Consider the following 16,655-nt stretch of genomic DNA (forward strand, 5'->3'; position numbering starts at 1 on the left):
GGGCGGGGGGCTGGGGTTATTTTACACACCCAACCCCACCGGCGCAGTCGACGGCCCCGGCCGGGTGTTTTTGAAAACTCCGGCGCTCTCCCCTTGCAGGACGACCTCCCGCGGCATCAGATGGTGCAAACGACCAGAGGTTCCGATGCGCCCGTTCCTGTTGTCCCTCGCCCTCGCCACACCCGCTCCCGCCCTCGCCAACGACGGTTTCGGCGGCCTTTCCGCCACCGGCCTCACCTTCGGACAGACCGACGCCGTGGCGATGGAGGAGGAACGGCTCTACATCGGCATCGACAAGGTCGCTGTCGACTACACTTTCCGCAACACCACCGACGAGGACGTCACGGGCGAGGTGATCTTCCCCCTGCCGCCCATCGGGGTCTGGTCCGGTTACGAGGCGATGATGAACCTGCCCGAGGACCTGACGCAGGAAGACCTCGTGGGCTTCACCGCCACGGTGGACGGCCAGCCGGTGCAGGTCACCATCGACCGCATCGCCGTCGTCGAGGAAGGCTGGGACGAAGAGAACCCGCCCTCGAAGCAATACGACAATCCCGGCCGCGACGTGACGGCCGACCTCGAACGGCTGGGGATTCCCCTGACGCTCGACTACCTGGCGGTGCGCGAGGTCCTGCTGTCCTTCCCGCCCGAGAAACGGAACGAGGTCGCCGCCCTGGGCCGTGCCGAATACTACGAAGGCGACGCCGCCAACGACATCCCGCCCGATGTCTGGGGCGCCTGGGCGATCGTCACCCGCTACCACTGGACGCAGACCTTCCCCGCCGGACAGGTGGTGAAGGTCAGCCACAGCTACACCAACCGTCCGCCCGGGGGCCTCTTCTACTGGTCCGACCCGCCCGAGGATTACCAGACCTACCTCCGCGACATCTATTGCATCGACGAGGGCACCTCGAAGGCGATGGCCAAGGTGCTGAAGAACCCTGAAGGCGACGAATTCGGCAACTACGGCACCGCCTACAACATCTCTTACGTGCTGCGCACCGCGAACAGCTGGGCCGGGCCCATCGGCAAGTTCACCCTGACGCTGGACAAGGGCGATCCGAAGAATGTCATCTCGCTTTGCGCCGATGGCGTGAAGAAAACCGGCCCCACGACCTTCGTCATCGAGAAGACGAACTATTCCCCCGACCGCGATCTCGAGGTCCTGATCGTCCAGCCGATGCAACAATAGCCGCCCATCGTCGCGCTTCGCTTCCCCTCGCTTGCGACGAGAAGCCGTCCGTCAGGCCGCCTGCCCGACCGGCATCACCCGCTCGCGGATCGGCAGGTGGACCAGCGCCGAGAATGCGCCGACGCCCACGCCGATCCACCAGACGAGCGTGTAATCCCCGTTCAGGTCATACATCCGCCCGCCCAGCCACACGCCCAGGAACCCGCCGATCTGGTGGCTCAGGAACACCACGCCATACAGCGTGCCCATGTAGCGGATGCCGTAGATATGCGCGACGAGGCCCGAGGTCAGCGGCACTGTCGCCAGCCAGAGCGAGCCCATGACCGCGGAAAAGACCAGCACCGAAACCGGCGTGATCGGCATCAGGATGAACACCGCCGCCGCGATGGTGCGGCCGACATAGATCCCGAACAGCAGGTACTTCTTGGTGTAGCGCTTGCCCAGCCATCCCGCGGTCAGCGTGCCGACGATGTTGAACAGCCCGATCACCGCGATCGACACCGCGCCCAGGGCCGAGGTCGTGGTCACCCCGATGTTCGACAGCATCGACCCGGCGTCGATGGGGGAACAAAGCTCGGTCACGAAGGCCGGGAAATGCGCGGTGATAAAGGCCAGCTGATAGCCGCAAGAGAAGAAGCCCAGGAAGATCAGCGTATAGGACGGGTCCTTGAACGCCCGGATCAGGACGGTCCCCAGGCTCTCCTCCAGCTCCTGTTTTGACGCAAGCTGCGGGCTGCGCAGGAACGGAAGTGCTGCCAGCGTTGCCAGGATCACCACGGCGAAGATCAGGAAGACCACCTGCCAGCTGTAGCTCTGCAAAAGCCACTCCGCCGTCGGCGCGCCGAACACCTGGCCCGCCGACCCCGCCGCCGTGGCAATCCCCAGCGCCATCGACCGGTTCTCCGGACTGGAGGCGCGGCCGACGATGGCCAGGATCACGCCGAACCCCGTTCCCGCGATTCCGAACCCCACCAGGATCGCCAGAAGCTGATGCTGCCCCGGCGTCACGGCGTAGGACGACAGGACCAGCCCCGCCGCATACATCAGCGCGCCCGCGATGATTGCCTTGCGGTCGCCGAAGCGTTCCGCCAGCGCGCCGAACAGCGGCTGCCCGATCCCCCAGGCCAGGTTCTGGATCGCGATGGCCAGCGAAAAATCCGCCCGCAGCCAGCCGAACTCGGTGGCGATCGGGATCTGGAAGACGCCGAAACTCGCCCGGATCGCGAAGCTGATCATCAGGATCACGCAGCCGGCAATCAGGACGGGGGTGATCAGGGGGGCTTTGGTCATCGGGGGCGCTCCGGGTCAGGCCGGCAAGGTGCGCGCGGGGAGGGGAAGGGTCAACCGCGATATTGTCACCGTTACAGCCCGGCCTTGCCGCCTGGACGGGCAGGTCGTGGCCAATGTGCCGCAGAGCGCTGGATTCTGCAGCCGGTGGCGGCCCTGCAAGCGCTTTGGACTTTTGCGCAGTCACCGGCCCGGCTATGGCCCGCTCGCGATTCCGGCGTGGGGGTGGAAATGTCCGACTGGTGGCGTGGCGCGGTGACCTATCAGGTCTATCCCCGGTCCTTCCAGGATTCCAACGGCGACGGCGTGGGCGACCTTCCGGGGATCACCCGCAGGCTGGACCATCTGGCCGGGCTCGGCGTGGACGCGGTCTGGCTTTCGCCCTTCTTCAAGAGTCCGATGAAGGACATGGGCTACGACGTCAGCGACTATTGCGACGTGGACCCGGTCTTCGGCACGTTGGCCGATTTCGACGCGATGATCGCGCGGGCGCATGAACTGGGGCTGAAGGTCATCATCGACCAGGTCCTGAGCCACACTTCGGACCAGCACCCGTTCTTCGCTGAAAGCCGCAAGGACCGCCTGAACCCCAAGGCCGACTGGTATGTCTGGGCCGACCCCAAGCATGACGGGATGCCGCCCTGCAACTGGCTCTCGGTCTTCGGCGGCCCGGCATGGCAATGGGACGCGCGGCGGAAGCAGTATTACCTGCACAACTTCCTGACCTCGCAGCCCGACCTCAACTACCACAACCCCGCCGTCCAGGACTGGGCGCTGGAGGTGATGCGCTTCTGGCTGGAACGCGGGGTGGACGGCTTCCGCTTCGACACGGTGAACTACTTCTTCCACGACGCGCTCTACCGCGACGACCCGGCCGACTACCGCGTGAAGAAGGAGCCCGAGGGCAATCCCTACGGGATGCAGTACCACATCTTCTCGAAGAACCAGCCCGAGAACCTTCTCTGGATGGAGCGCATCCGCAAGCTTCTGGACGAATACGGCGCAGCATCGGTGGGCGAGATGGGCGAGGCGCATCACGCGATCCGGATGATGGGCGAATACACCGCGCCGGGGCGGCTTCATCAGTGCTATTCCTTCGAACTGATGGGCTATGAATACGAGGCCGCCTTCTTCCGCGAGAAGGTCGAAGGCTTCTTCAAGGGCGCGCCGAACGGCTGGCCGATGTGGGCGTTCTCGAACCACGACGTCGTCCGCCACGCCAGCCGCTGGGCCAAGCATGGCGACAACATCGGCGACCTCGCCAAGCAGGCGGCCTCGCTCCTGCTGGCCTTCGAGGGATCGGTCTGCCTCTGGCAGGGCGAGGAGCTCGGCCAGACCGACACGCAGCTCGACTTCGAAGAGCTGACCGACCCGCAGGGGATCAACTTCTGGCCCGAGCCCATCGGTCGCGACAACACCCGGACGCCGATGGTCTGGGATGCCTCGCCACATGGCGGCTTCTCGACGGTGAAGCCCTGGCTGCCGGTCAAACCCGAACAGGCCGCGCGGCATGTCGCGGGGCAGGCGGGCGCGCAGGGGTCAGTGCTTGAGCATTACCGCCAGGTGCTGGCCTTCCGGAACGGGTCGGACGTGCTGAAGGCGGGCAAGAGCCGCTTCCTGGACCTGCCCGAACCGATCCTGGGCTTTGTCCGGGGCGAGGGGGAGGGCGCGCTTCTCTGCCTGTTCAACCTGTCGCCGGTGGCCCTGTCGGTCACCGTTGCGGGGGTAGAGGCACCGACCGGGCCGTCGATCCATGCGGTGCTGCAGGGCGACCGCCTGACCCTGGGTCCCAATGCCGCGGCCTTCCTGCCGGTCAGCGGGACCGTGGCCGTTCACGCCTGATTTCCAATGCGGGTGGGCAAATTGCCCACCCTAAGCAAGCGCCCCTACAACTTGGTCCAAAGCACCCCGGCCGGCGGAATGCTGACGCCGCCCCATTCTGCCGGCACCGGGTTGTAGTTGAAGAGGAACCGGTGCGTCGCGGTATCCCGCCGCCGCAGCCCCTCGGGCAGGGGATCGGTCTCGATCCCCTCAGCCGCGCAGGCGCGCTGCAGGATCCGGGTCAGCGCCACCTCGTCCGGCCAGCCGCCCAGGTAATGCAGCTTCCCCGCCGCGACCAGCGCCGGCCAGCCATCCTCGCTGACCTCGACCACCTGCGCGCCGCCTTCCAGCTTCTCGCGCCAGTTCACCAGCGCACCGCCCTGCGCGAGCGGGACAGTCACGTCGGGCGGCAGGCTCTCGACCCGGGCGACGACGGCATCCAGCCCCGCGAGGGCAGGGGGCAGGGGAACCGGGATGGCAAAGTCCTTCGTCTTGGAATTCGTCCGCGGCCCCAGGATCGCCGTCCCGTCGAAGCGCGACAGGGCGGACTTCAGCGGATCGGACAACGTGAACAGCCCCGGCGCCAGCACCAGCTTGTATCCCGACAGGTCCGCCACGTCGGGCCGGACGATGTCCACGTTCAGCCCAAGCCGACGCAGGCCGCGATACAGGTGGAAGACCAGCCAGAAATACTGGAAACTCCGGCCCTGCGGCTGGATCGACCAGGCCCAGTCGGATTCGTAGTCGAAGACCAGCGCCACGGCCGCCTTGCCCGTGCCCGCCTCGGCCGGCATCCCGGCCAGTTCCTGCGCCACCTGCTCGGCCTCGCCGAAGGCCTGGGCCGGGGCGCTGTCGGGGCGCAGAAGGCCCGCGTGCATCTGTTCCTGCGCGAAGGGCGCCTGCCGCCAGCGGAAATAGCACACCGCCTCCGCCCCGTGCGCGAAGGCCTCCCAAGCCCAAAGCCGGGCCATCCCGGGCAATGGATCGGGGTTGTAGGGTGCCCAGTTCACCGGGCCGGGCTGCTGTTCCATGATCCACCAGCGACCCTTGCCCACGGACCGGTAGAGGTCGTGGTGGAAGGCCTGGAAGTCCGGGTCTCCCTGCCGCACGAAGCGCCGCTTGTGTTCCGCATCCGCCGGGATCCGGTCCGAAAGGAACCCCAGAGGGTAGCTGTCCCAGGACGCGATATCCAGGTCGTCGCCCACGTCCCAATGGTCGAACTCGGTGATCGCGCCCATGAAGTTGTGCGCGACGGGGGCGGCCGAGTGCTTGCGGATGATGTCCACCTGCAGCTTGTTGAAGGCCCGCACCTCGTCACTGGCGAAGCGGCGGAAGTCCAGGACATGGGACGGGTTCGGCTCGCACACCGTCAGGTTCGGCAGGCCGATCTCGCGGAAGTCGCGGTATTCCATCGACCAGAACACGTTGCCCCAGGCCCGGTTCAGCGCGTCGGGCGACTGGTACTTCTGCGCCAGCCAATCCTGGAACGCGGTCTTCGCGGCCTCGGAATAGGAAAGCGTCGTCTCGTTGCAGGCATATTCGTTGTCGGTCTGCCAGGCGGCCACATGCGGGTTCTTGCCGTAGCGTTCCGCCAGCGCGGTGACGATCTTCGCGCATTCGGCGCGGTAGCCCTGGTGCGAGAAGTCATAGTGCCGCCGTGACCCGAAGACCTTTTGCCGACCCTGGGCGTCCACCGGCAGCATGTCGGGGTGACGGTCGATCATCCAGCGCGGCGGGGTGGCCGTGGGCGTGCCGAGGACGACCTTCAGCCCGCGCGCGCCCAAGGTCTCGATCGCGCGGTCCAGCCAGGCCCAGTCATAGCGCCCCGGCTCGGGCTCCATCCGGCTCCAGGCGAATTCGCCGATCCTGACCCAGGTCAGGCCCAGGCGGGCCATCCGGGCGGCGTCCTCGGCCCATTGCGCCTCGTTCCAGTGTTCGGGGTAGTAGCAGACGCCGAGCGTTCTTTTCATGGTTTGACCTGAGGTTCGGGAAGGCCCTTGGCGATGCCGGGGAAGGCAAAGACCTGGCCCGAGGCCGGATGCTTCGCCCGCGCCTCGGCGTCCATGTGTTCAAGGGCGGTGGTGACGAAAAGGGTGGAAAGGTCCGGGCCACCGAAGGCCGGACAGGACGATTGCGGCGCGCCGGGCGTCTCGATGGCCTGCAGGAAGGCGCCGTCGGGGGCATAGCAGGCCACCCGCCCTTCGCCCCACTGCGCATTCCAGAACCGGCCCTCGGCGTCGATCACCGCGCCATCGGGGTTCAGCCCGGCCCGGTCGAAGTCGTGCCAAAGCTCAGGCTCGCCCACCGGCCAGCCCTCGGCGTCCAGCGCGACCTTCATCACCTTGCCTTCCGCCGTGTCCGAGAAATGCGCGGCACGCCCGTCCAGGGTGAAGCAGATCGAGTTCGGGATCGAGATGCCCTTGAACAGCTGGCGCAGCTCTCCGCGATACCAGCGCCAGATCCCGCCGGCGCCCTTTTCGGCCTTCTTCCCCATCGTCCCGAACCAGAACCCGCCCTGCCGGTCGGCGCGGCCGTCGTTCGACCGGGTCTGGGAGGTGCCCGCCTCGACGACCGGCGTTCCTGTGGCGGTGACCAGGTTGAAGCGGAAAAGCCCGACCTCCGAGGCGATCATCAGCTCGTCCCGGCTGATCCATCCGGCGGCCGAGACATAGACGTCGAATGGCCAGGAGGTGGCCTTGGAGTGCAGTGTCCGGTTCAGGATATCGAACCAGAAAAGTTCCTCGCGCAAGGGGTGCCAGAGCGGGCCTTCCCCCAGCTCGCAAGGGCGGGAGTCATAGATCATGGGAATACCGTGTCATGGGCCGCGACGATCCGGGTCGCGCGGGCGTGGATTTCGTCCACCGACAACCCGGGGGTGTAAAGCGCGGTTCCGATGCCGAAGCCGTTGGCCCCGGCCTTCACCCAGTCGGCAAAGTTGTCCGGCCCGGCCCCGCCCACGGCATAGACCGGCAGGTCCTTGGGCAGGACGGCGCGGATGGCCTTCAGCCCGTCGGGGCCGATCAGGCTGCCGGGGAAGAGCTTGAGGCCCGTCGCCCCGGCCTTGATGGCGGCGAAACATTCCGTCGGCGTCATCACCCCGGGCCAGGAGGCCATGCCCTGGGCGCGGGTGGCGCAAATCACGTCCGGGTCGCAGTTGGGCGACACGACAAGGCTGCCGCCCGCGGCCTTGACCTTTCCCACCTCCTCGACCGTCAGCACCGTACCCGCGCCGATCTCGGCATCTTTCGTGGCCTTCACCATCGCGGTGATCGAGGCGAAGGGGTCGGGCGAATTCAGCGGCACCTCGATCCGGGTGATCCCGGCGGCGACCAGCGCCTGCGCCGCGGCGGCGGCCTCGGACGGGGTGATCCCGCGCAGAATGGCGATCAGGTTGCGGTGGGTCATCGGGCGCCCTCGGTCATGGGGGAAAGCGAGCCAAGGCCCGCCAAGGTGCAGTCGGTGGCGTTCAGGCGCTGGGCCTCGACGCCCTGGGCCTGCAGCGCGCGGGCGTAGGCGGCCGAAAGCTTCTCGGCCCCGATCAGCGTGACGCGCTGGCCCAGCCAATAGGGTTTCGCGGCGGCGAGTTCCGTACCGATCAGCAGGCCCGAAAGCCGTGCCCGCGCCGCCTGCGGCGAAAGCCCCGCGATCAGCCCCTCGGCGCGCAGCGAGAAGAGCCGCGCGCCGAGTTTCTCGGGCTTCGACAGGGCATCCGAGACGGCCGCATCGAAGGCCGCGTCGTCCCAGCCCCCGCCCTGCATCCCGTGGCGCAGGACCGAGGCTTCGGAGAGCAGCGCGAACATCTCGCCGGTCATGAAGGTCTGGAAGCTGACGACCTCGCCCGCGCTGATGTGGACCCATTTGGAATGGGTGCCGGGCAGGCAGAGGACGCCGTCGTAACCCGGCATCAGCCGCAGGGCGCCGGCGATCTGGGTCTCTTCTCCGCGCATCACGTCGGCGGGGGTGGTCTGCTTCAGGCCGGGGGCGATTGCGACGCGCAGGCGCGGGTCGGTCGTCGGGGCCTGGACTTGCGCCGCCATATCCAGCGGGGTGCAGGGGACCGTCCGGTAAGGCGCCTCGCACCAGCCCTGGCGGCTACCGACCATACCGCAGGCGACGACCGGGGGCCTCTCCGCCAGCCAGGGCGCGATCAGCCGGACCAGCGCGGGCTCGAACCCCTCGCGGGGAAGCTTGCCCATGCCTTCGTCCGACGACGCCTCGGCCAGCACCGTCCCGTCCCCGGACATCGCCCAGGCGCGCAGGTTCGAGGTGCCCCAGTCGACGGCGATCCAGGCGGGTTTCACCGGGTCGGTCATGACGAGATATACCCCCCATCCAGGATCAGCGTCTGCGAGGTCATCATCTTCGATGCTTCCGAGGCGAGGAACAGGACCGTCCCGGCCACGTCCTCGGGCTGGATCGGGTCGGGCAGGCATTGGCGCTCCAGGTGCGCGGCAAGGCCCTCGGGCGTGACCCACATTTCCTTCTGCCGTTCCGTCAGCACCCAACCGGGCGCGACGGCGTTCACGCGGATGCGGTCCGGCCCGAACTCGCGCGCAAGGGTCCGGGTGAGGCCCACGATCCCGGCATTGGCGGTGATGTAGGCAGCATAGCCCGTGTCGGCCATCATGAAGCTGATCGAGGAGAAGTTGATGATCGACCCGCCGCCCGCGGCCTTCATCCCCGGGATCACCGACTGGCAGGCGAAGAAATAGGACCGCAGGTTCACGTTGATCGACCAGTCCCAGAAGGTCTCGTCGGTCTTCAGCGTCTCGTGCCGCTGGTCGTTCGCGGCGTTGTTGACCAGGACCGTGATCGGACCATGCGCCTTGGCCGCCGTGGACAGGGTCAGCTGCAATTGGTCCGTGACCGAGATGTCGCAGGGCAGGAACAGCGGCCGGTTCCCCGTGGCCTTTTCCATCGCGTCGCAGAAGGCGGTGCCGTCCGACCGCTGGCAGAAGGCGACCTTGGCGCCCTGGCGCAGGAAGGCCTCGGTCAGGGCCGCGCCGATGCCGGATCCGCCGCCGGTGACAAAGACGGAACGGCCCTTGAGGTCGGGGAAGACGGGATCTGTCACAGCTTGCGTCCTTCAAGGACCCACATGGTCGCGGGCCAGGCTACGGGCAAAAGGATGCCACGCGTCATGAGCATCCGGCCGGTCAGCGTCAAGGGGCCAGCCTTGAGCGCATTGGGTCCCCGCGACTGGCGCGGGGCGTCTTCGGGGTTCAGGAGGGAAACCGTATAGCGTGCCTCGGGTTCCAGCCCGGTCAGCCGCAGCGGACGCGGCAGGATCTGGCGGCTGGTTTCCGCCTGACCGGCAAAGACCACGAAGCGGTCGCCCCCTGCCGCCAGCTGCATTTCGGCCGTAACCGCCGGGTCGTCGCTGTCCAGCCGCAGGATCGTGCCGCCCATCATCCAGTCGCGGTTGGCCTTGTACCAGGACGTCACCCGCCCCAGCACCAGCGCCTCGTCCTCGGTCAGTTCGCGCAGGTCCATCTCGAAGCCTATGTGGCGCTGGGCGGCGACCCAGGCGCGGAAGGCCATCGGCAGGACCCGGCCCGACGTGTGGCAATGCCGCGGGCCGACATGGCTTCCGGTGATGGCCGACGGCAGGAACAGCGCCGCGTCGTGCTGTATCCGCAGGCGTTCCAGCGCGTCGTTGCTGTCACTCAGCCAGACACGGTGGGTCCGCGCGAGGATGCCCGCGTCGATCCGCCCGCCGCCGCTGGCGCAGCTTTCGATCTCCACCCCCGGATGCGCCGCGCGGAGGCGGTCGATCAGCTCATAGACCCCCCGCGTCTGGGCGGCATCGACCACCGGCAGCAGGCGGTTGTGGTCCCACTTGACGTAGTCGATCGGGTATTCCGCCAGCACTGCCGAGACCTGCTGGAAGAGGCTGTCCCGCACCTCCGGCAGCGCGAGGTTCAAGACCATCTGGTTCCGGCCCGTCGTCTGGTCGGCCGGTCCCAGCCTCCAGTCCGGATGGGCGCGGTAGAGGTCGGAGTTCGGGTTCACCATCTCCGGCTCGAACCAGAGGCCGAAACTCATGCCCAGCGTATGGACGTGACGGATGAGCGGCGTCAGCCCCTCGGGCCATTTCCGCCGGTCGATGGTCCAGTCCCCCAGCGACGAAGTGTCGTCGTCCCGCTTGCCGAACCAGCCGTCGTCAAGGACGAAGCGTTCCGCCCCAAGGGCCGCCGCACGGGTGGCGAACTCGGCCAGGGTGTCCAGCTTGTGGTCGAAGTAGACCGCTTCCCAGCAATTGTAATGCACCGGGCGCGGGCGCTTGGCATCCGGCCACTGAACCACCCGGTCACGCAGGTCGCGCTGGAAGGCCGCGCCGATGCCGTTCAGGCCTTCCGCCGAGCAAGCGACGATCAACTCAGCGGTCTCGAAGGAGGTGCCCGGTTCCGTTTCGGCCCCGAAGGCATGGCCGAACTGCACCTGACGCCGACCGTCCGGCAATTCCTCGGCCACCATCCGGTGCCCGCCCGACCAGGCGTAGTGCAGGCCGAACGCCGCGCCGGCCGTGTTGGTGCAACCGTCACCGGAAAGGATCAGGTAGGGCGGATGCTCCTGCCCCGACCGCCCCGTCCGCGCCTCGCGCAGGCGGATGCCGGGCGACCAGGGGGTGCGGAGCAGATGGAACTCGCCGATCCATTTGCCGTGCACGTCGATCATGTCGCCGTCCTGCGGGGCGGGCAGGACCGGCGCGGCCAGCCATTGGACACGGATCGGCCGGTCGGAGGAAAGCCGGGTCTGCAGGGTGATCGTGCCGGTGGGCTGGGCTTGGAGGACATGGGTCAGCACAAGGCCGGGGGCCGTGGAGATCAGGGTCAGGCCGTCTGGGCGGGTGTCGGCCCGCTCGAACCTAAAGGCCGGAAGCAGCGGCGATCCCTCCTCCTCGGCCAGCACATGCCCCGGCTGGCCCTGGAAGGCCTGCCCCGGTTCGGGCGACAGGCTCAGCGACGGAAGCCTGTCCAGCATCCCGCCGGTCAGGTCATGCTGCGTGGCGAGCGCGATTTGGCCCAGGTCCTCTGCCTGCGGCAGGGACGGCCCCCAGTAGATCACCTCCGGGATGCCGCTGTCCGTCGCAAGGGCGATGGTCTGCCCCTGCGTATCGATCCTCCACTGCATTACTTCACGGCCCCAAGCGTCAGACCCGCGATGAAGTGCTTCTGCATCAGGAAGAACATCGCCACCGGCGGCAGGGCGGCGAGGATGGAACCCGCCGAAACGAGGTGCCACTGGGCGATCCACTGGCCGTTCAGCGAAGAGAGCCCCGCGGTGATCGGCTGGCTGTCGACGCCCTGGGTCAGCACGGTGGCCCAGAAGAAGTCGTTCCAGATGAAGGTGAAGACGAGCACGCTCAACGCTGCGATGGCGGGCCGCATTAGCGGCAGGACGATATACCAGAAGATGCGCCATTCGCTGACGCCCTCGACCCGGGCGGCCTCGATCAGCTCATACGGCAGGGCCTTGATGAAGTTCCGCATGAAGAGCGTGCAGAAGCCGGTCTGGAAGGCGATGTGGAAGAGCGCCAGCCCATACCAGGTGTCGTACATCCCCAGCTGCAGCGTCATGTCGCGGACCGGGACCATCAGGATCTGGTACGGGACGAAGTTCCCCGCCACGAACATGAAGAACACCAGGATGTTCGCCCGGAACCCGTAGACCGCCAGCGCGAAGCCCGTCATCAGGCTGAGGCTCACCGCGCCGATCACGGTGGGGATCGTCACCCACATCGAGTTCAGCATGTACTGGCCGATGGGCGTTTCGGTGAAGATGAACTTGTAGTTCTCCCAGGCGATGCCCGAAGGCATCCCGAAGTAGTTCCCCTGCGCCAAGTCCGAAGCCGGGCGCAACGAGGTCAGCGCGACCCCGAGAAGCGGGAAGAGCCAGATCAGTAGGGCGACGGGCAGCGCGATAGTGTAGATCCACTGCGCCGCGGGGCTGGATTTCTGGATCGGACGTGGAAACATCTCAGCGCTCCCTCTCGTCGCGCCACATCTTCCAGATGAAGCCCGAAATGAAGACCATCATGATCAGGAAAAGCACCACGGCGATGGCGGCCCCATAGCCCATGCGGAAGCCGTATTCGCCAAGCGCCATCTCGAACATGTAATAGGAGAGGACCCGGGATGACCCGAACGGCCCGCCGTTGGTCATGATCGACACCAGGTCGAACGACCGCAGCGCTCCGATGACGGTGACGATGACCGCAATGAACGTGGCCGGGCGCAGCTGAGGCAGCACCACATACCACAGCATCCGCCACCCCTTCGCCCCATCCAGCCGCGCTGCCTCGATCTGGTCGGGGGCGACGTTGTTCAGGCCGGTGAGGTACAGGATCATCACATAGGCAATCTGCGGCCAAAGTCCCGCGGCGATGATGCCGTAGGTCACCAGGTCCGGGTCCGCCAGGATCGCGGTGCCCTGGCCGAAGATGTTCTCGGTCAGCAGGTAGAACAGCCCGAAGTTCGGCGCGTAGAACCAGGCGAAGATCAGGCCGACGACGACCTGGCTGATGACGAAGGGAAAGAAGAACAGGGACTTGTAGAGGCGGATGCCCGTCACGGTCTGGTTCAGGAAGATCGCGATGAACAGGCCAATGGGCAGCGCCAGCATGTACAGGACCAGCCATTTCAGGTTGTTCCACAGGCTGACCGTGAAGGCCGGGTCGGTGACAAGCTCCTGGTAGTTCCCCATGCCGACGAAGCGGCCCATGAACTCGCCATCCTTGTTGTACAGCCCGTCCCAATCATAGAACGACAGCGTCACGCTCTGGACGATGGGCCACAGCACGTAGACCCCGAACATCAGCAACCCGGGGGCCAGGAACAGCCATGGAGCCACGCTCCTCTGGGTCCAGCGCCGCGGTGTCGAAGCTGCCTCAGCCATGTTCTCCCCCCCGGAAAACGAAACGGCAAAACGGAAAAAGGCGCCCCCCAGGAAGGGAGGCGCCCGTTAGCTCAGATCACTGCGGATAGAGGCGGGTGCGGGCCTGCTCCAGCCGCTCCAGGATCGCGTCGCGCTGGTCCGGCTGCACCAGGAACTGCTGGAAGCCTTCCATGCCGACCTTGGCATATTCGGCGTCCGCATCGCGGTCCCAGAACTGGGCGATCCCGCCCGTCGCGGTGGACAGCGCCTGGAAGCCCGCGGTCAGGAACGGGTCAGCCGCATCGACCGTCGCGTTCTTGTTGGTGGGCAGCTGGCCCACGGCCGCGTTCCACTTGGACTGCGCTTCGGCGCTGGCCATGTAGGCCAGGAACGCCTTGGCATCCTCGGGGTTCTTCGCGCCCGACGTCAGGTGGATCGTGTCGGTCGGCGCTTCCTCGGCCCGGGCCACACCAGCGGTGATTTCCGGGAACACCATGAAGCCCAGGTTGTCGTTCGTCATCCCGCCTTCCTTGAAGACGCCGACAGCGAAGTTGCCCATCACGTAGTTCGCAGCCTTGCCCTGCACCAGCAGAGCCGCCGCATCCTGCCAGTCGATCGCGGCATGGTTCGCGGTGACGTAGGGCTGGAGCTTGGCCAGGTTGTCGAACACCGCGCCCACTTCCGGCGAGGTCCACGAGATCTTGCCCGCGGCGAGGTCAGAGTGGAACTGGTAGCCGTTGGTGCGCATCGAGACGTAGTCGAAGATCCCCGCGACCGGCCACAACGCCGACGAACCGGTGGTCACGCAGTCGATGCCCGCGGCCTTGAACTTCTCGCAGTTGGCCAGGAACTGGTCCCAGGTCACGCCTTCCGGCCCCGGAACCTCGACACCCGCCGCCTTGTAGGCGTCGCGGTTATAGTAGATGCCCCACTGATAGTAGGTGTAGGGGATCGCGTAGAACTTGCCGTCGATCGAGGCCGAGGGCACGGACGACGCCAGCGCGTCCTTCAGCCCGTTGGCTTCCCACACATCGGTGATGTCGGCGAACAGGCCGGCTTCCACGAACGGACGCATCCGGTTCGCGGCATACCAGTTGGCCAGGTCCGGCGGGTCCGCGGTCAGGAAGTTGCGGATCGCGTTCTTGTAGGCTTCGTGGTCGAAGTTGGTCAGCTGGATGTCGATCTCGGGGTTCGCGGCCTCGAAATCGGCGATCAGGGCTTCGGCGGCCGCCAGCGGGATCGGGTCATAGTCCGCGTTCCAGGTGACGACGCGCTTGTCCTGCGCGAAAGCCGAAGTGGACAGCATCAAAGCCGCCCCGAGCGCCAATGCGCCCTTCAGTTTGTGAACCATGGTTTCCTCCCGTTTGGTTTCACTATTTGAAACTAAGTCTTGAATATTGAAAACTATGTCGGCTATCGTCTATCCTGTCAACAACCACGTTCGGGGGAGGAACCGGTGGGCGCGGAGGGACATGCAGACGGAACCGTCGGCAAGGCGCTGGACGTCTTGGACATGGTGGCCAGCCACGGCCGCCCCGTGCGCTTCTCCGATCTCCTCGCGGAAGCGGACTATCCCAAGGCCACCTTGTACCGCCTGCTGCAGACCCTGACGCATCAGGGGATGCTGACATTGGACCCCGATACCGGCACCTATGCGCTTGGCGTTCGCCTTGTGCGTCTTGCCCATGCGGCCTGGTCGCAGTCCTCGCTAGCGCCGATCGCACGGCCCTATCTTGATGAATTGGCACGGGAAACCGGCGAGACGATCCACCTGGCGCAGATGGACCTTGGACAGGTCCTTTATGTCGACAAGCGCAACGCCGCGAAGCCGGTGGAGATGTTCGCGCAAGCCGGCAAGGTCGGCCCCGCCTATTGCACCGGCGTCGGCAAGGCGATGCTCGCCTACCTGCCGCCCGAGGCGCTGGAGGCGGCCCTCGCCCGCCAGTCCTTCCACCGCTTCACGCCCCACACGCTCGCCAGCCGCGAGGCGCTGCTGGAAGAGCTTCAGGCGATTCGCCAACGCGGCCATGCCTGGGACCGGGAAGAGCACGAGGCGGGAATCATCTGCTGCGCGGTGCCGATTCTCTCGCGTCAGGGCCGGGTGATGGGGGCCCTGTCGGTCACCTCGACCACGGCGCGGACGACTTTGGACGCACTCGGGGCCCAGGCGCCAATGATCAAAGACATTGCGGCGAAGATCGCCGCGGAAGCGGAAAGCTGGCGCTTTCCGGAACAGGTTTAATCGGGGGGAGGAAACCGATGACGGGAGTGACGCTGGAAAAGGTCGTCAAGCGCTTTGGCGACGTGCAGGTGATCCACGGGGTCGACCTGAAAATCGACGACGGAGAGTTCTGCGTCTTCGTGGGTCCCTCGGGCTGCGGGAAATCCACGCTTCTGCGGATGATCGCGGGGCTGGAGGAGACGAGTTCGGGCGCCATCCGCATCGGCGCAAAGGACGTGACCTACATCGACCCCAGCGAACGCGGCGTGGCGATGGTGTTCCAGACCTACGCGCTTTACCCCCACATGACGGTGGCCGAGAACATGGGCTTCGGGTTGAAGATGACCGGCCATCCCAAGGCCGAGATCGACCGCAAGGTCGCCGAGGCCGCGCGCATCCTCAAGCTCGAACCGCTTCTCGAACGCAAACCCAAGGCCCTCTCCGGCGGCCAGCGCCAGCGCGTCGCCATCGGCCGTGCCATCGTCCGGGGGCCGGAGGTGTTCCTCTTCGACGAACCGCTCTCCAACCTCGACGCCGAGCTGCGCGTCGAGATGCGCGTCGAAATCGCAAGGCTCCACCGCGAGATCGGCGCGACGATGATCTACGTGACCCACGACCAGGTCGAGGCGATGACGCTGGCCGACAAGATCGTCGTCCTCCGCTCCGGCCGGATCGAGCAGGTGGGCAAACCCCTCGACCTTTACAACAACCCCGACAACAAGTTCGTCGCGGGCTTCATCGGCAGCCCGGCGATGAACTTTGTCTCCGGCATGGCCGAGACGGGTCTGGTCGCCGCCAAGGGCATCGGGCCGGTTCAGACCTCGGTCGCCCTGCCTGCCCGGGGGGCCGAAGTCACCGTGGGCCTCCGCCCGCAGCATCTGAAGATCGTGCAGGGCGACACGCACCGCGTTGAATTGACCGAGGCGCTGGGGGGTGTCTCCTACGTACATCTCACCGCGCCCTCGGGCGAGAAGCTGATCGTGGAACGCCACGACCAGGTCTCGCTTGAGCCGGGCGCAATGGTGGGCGTCACCTTCGACGCCAGGGACGCGATGCTCTTCGACAAGGACGGCCTGCGCCTGCGCTAAGGCACCGCTCGTCGTCCGCCTTCGGCGCTCCTCGCTGGGGCGTACCCGACCGTTCCCTGCCTGGACGGACAGCGGCCCCAAGCCCCCCTCTCCCCTTGGGGGAGAGGGTAGGGTGAGGGGGGCCGACGCCTGCCCAAAAGCCTAACGATTCGTCAACGGCCGCGCACAA

The 16,655-nt window shown here is 66.6% G+C and carries 14 protein-coding genes; 4 read left to right on the top strand and 10 right to left on the bottom strand.

From position 1 onward, the window contains the following. Window positions 1–145 precede the first annotated feature (145 nt). On the top strand, window positions 146–1,192 hold the full coding sequence (locus tag ACE3Q6_RS16485; protein WP_374434683.1) for a DUF4424 family protein: 1,047 nt from the start codon (window positions 146–148) through the stop codon (window positions 1,190–1,192). A 51-nt stretch (window positions 1,193–1,243) separates the two neighbouring features. Here the strand turns inward: ACE3Q6_RS16485 and ACE3Q6_RS16490 are convergent, their stop codons facing one another. Further along, complete coding sequence (locus ACE3Q6_RS16490; RefSeq protein ID WP_374434685.1) at window positions 1,244–2,482, bottom strand: MFS transporter; 1,239 nt, start codon at window positions 2,480–2,482, stop codon at window positions 1,244–1,246. Window positions 2,483–2,710: 228 nt separating this feature from the next. On the opposite strand from ACE3Q6_RS16490, the gene ACE3Q6_RS16495 reads away from it, so the two are divergent. Further along, window positions 2,711–4,321, top strand: coding sequence for an alpha-amylase family glycosyl hydrolase (locus ACE3Q6_RS16495; protein WP_374434688.1), 1,611 nt, complete (start codon window positions 2,711–2,713; stop codon window positions 4,319–4,321). A 44-nt stretch (window positions 4,322–4,365) separates the two neighbouring features. Here the strand turns inward: ACE3Q6_RS16495 and ACE3Q6_RS16500 are convergent, their stop codons facing one another. From ACE3Q6_RS16500 to ACE3Q6_RS16540, 9 genes are all read right to left on the bottom strand, one after another. Then, window positions 4,366–6,270, bottom strand: coding sequence for a beta-galactosidase (locus ACE3Q6_RS16500; RefSeq protein WP_374434690.1), 1,905 nt, complete (start codon window positions 6,268–6,270; stop codon window positions 4,366–4,368). Then, window positions 6,267–7,103 carry an SMP-30/gluconolactonase/LRE family protein gene (locus ACE3Q6_RS16505; RefSeq protein ID WP_374434692.1) on the bottom strand — a complete coding sequence of 279 codons (837 nt, stop codon included), beginning with the start codon at window positions 7,101–7,103 and terminating at the stop codon, window positions 6,267–6,269. Before ACE3Q6_RS16505 ends, ACE3Q6_RS16500 begins: the two co-directional genes overlap by 4 nt. Then, window positions 7,100–7,705 carry a 2-dehydro-3-deoxy-6-phosphogalactonate aldolase gene (locus ACE3Q6_RS16510; RefSeq protein WP_374434694.1) on the bottom strand — a complete coding sequence of 202 codons (606 nt, stop codon included), beginning with the start codon at window positions 7,703–7,705 and terminating at the stop codon, window positions 7,100–7,102. The genes ACE3Q6_RS16505 and ACE3Q6_RS16510 overlap by 4 nt, the downstream gene beginning before the upstream one ends. Beyond that, complete coding sequence (locus ACE3Q6_RS16515) at window positions 7,702–8,613, bottom strand: 2-dehydro-3-deoxygalactonokinase (RefSeq protein WP_374434696.1); 912 nt, start codon at window positions 8,611–8,613, stop codon at window positions 7,702–7,704. The genes ACE3Q6_RS16510 and ACE3Q6_RS16515 overlap by 4 nt, the downstream gene beginning before the upstream one ends. Continuing rightward, window positions 8,610–9,374: an SDR family NAD(P)-dependent oxidoreductase gene (locus ACE3Q6_RS16520; protein WP_374434700.1), complete on the bottom strand. Its 765-nt coding sequence runs from the start codon at window positions 9,372–9,374 to the stop codon at window positions 8,610–8,612. Before ACE3Q6_RS16520 ends, ACE3Q6_RS16515 begins: the two co-directional genes overlap by 4 nt. Further along, window positions 9,371–11,434: an alpha-galactosidase gene (locus tag ACE3Q6_RS16525; RefSeq protein ID WP_374434702.1), complete on the bottom strand. Its 2,064-nt coding sequence runs from the start codon at window positions 11,432–11,434 to the stop codon at window positions 9,371–9,373. The genes ACE3Q6_RS16520 and ACE3Q6_RS16525 overlap by 4 nt, the downstream gene beginning before the upstream one ends. Then, window positions 11,434–12,279, bottom strand: coding sequence for a carbohydrate ABC transporter permease (locus tag ACE3Q6_RS16530; protein ID WP_374434704.1), 846 nt, complete (start codon window positions 12,277–12,279; stop codon window positions 11,434–11,436). The genes ACE3Q6_RS16525 and ACE3Q6_RS16530 overlap by 1 nt, the downstream gene beginning before the upstream one ends. 1 nt (window position 12,280) lies before the next feature. Beyond that, window positions 12,281–13,198 (bottom strand): carbohydrate ABC transporter permease, encoded by a 918-nt coding sequence (locus ACE3Q6_RS16535; RefSeq protein ID WP_374434707.1) that lies wholly within the window; start codon window positions 13,196–13,198, stop codon window positions 12,281–12,283. Between the two features lie 76 nt (window positions 13,199–13,274). Then, window positions 13,275–14,528, bottom strand: coding sequence for an ABC transporter substrate-binding protein (locus ACE3Q6_RS16540; RefSeq protein WP_374434710.1), 1,254 nt, complete (start codon window positions 14,526–14,528; stop codon window positions 13,275–13,277). Between the two features lie 105 nt (window positions 14,529–14,633). On the opposite strand from ACE3Q6_RS16540, the gene ACE3Q6_RS16545 reads away from it, so the two are divergent. Both ACE3Q6_RS16545 and ACE3Q6_RS16550 read left to right on the top strand, forming a co-directional pair. Next, entirely contained in the window at window positions 14,634–15,419 is a 786-nt protein-coding gene (locus ACE3Q6_RS16545) for an IclR family transcriptional regulator (protein WP_374434713.1), read from the top strand. A 17-nt stretch (window positions 15,420–15,436) separates the two neighbouring features. Next, a complete protein-coding gene (locus ACE3Q6_RS16550) occupies window positions 15,437–16,486 on the top strand; it encodes an ABC transporter ATP-binding protein (RefSeq protein ID WP_374434715.1) in 1,050 nt (349 codons plus the stop codon). Window positions 16,487–16,655 lie beyond the last annotated feature (169 nt).

The organism is Tabrizicola sp. (assembly GCF_041913445.1).
GTDB lineage: Bacteria > Pseudomonadota > Alphaproteobacteria > Rhodobacterales > Rhodobacteraceae > Tabrizicola.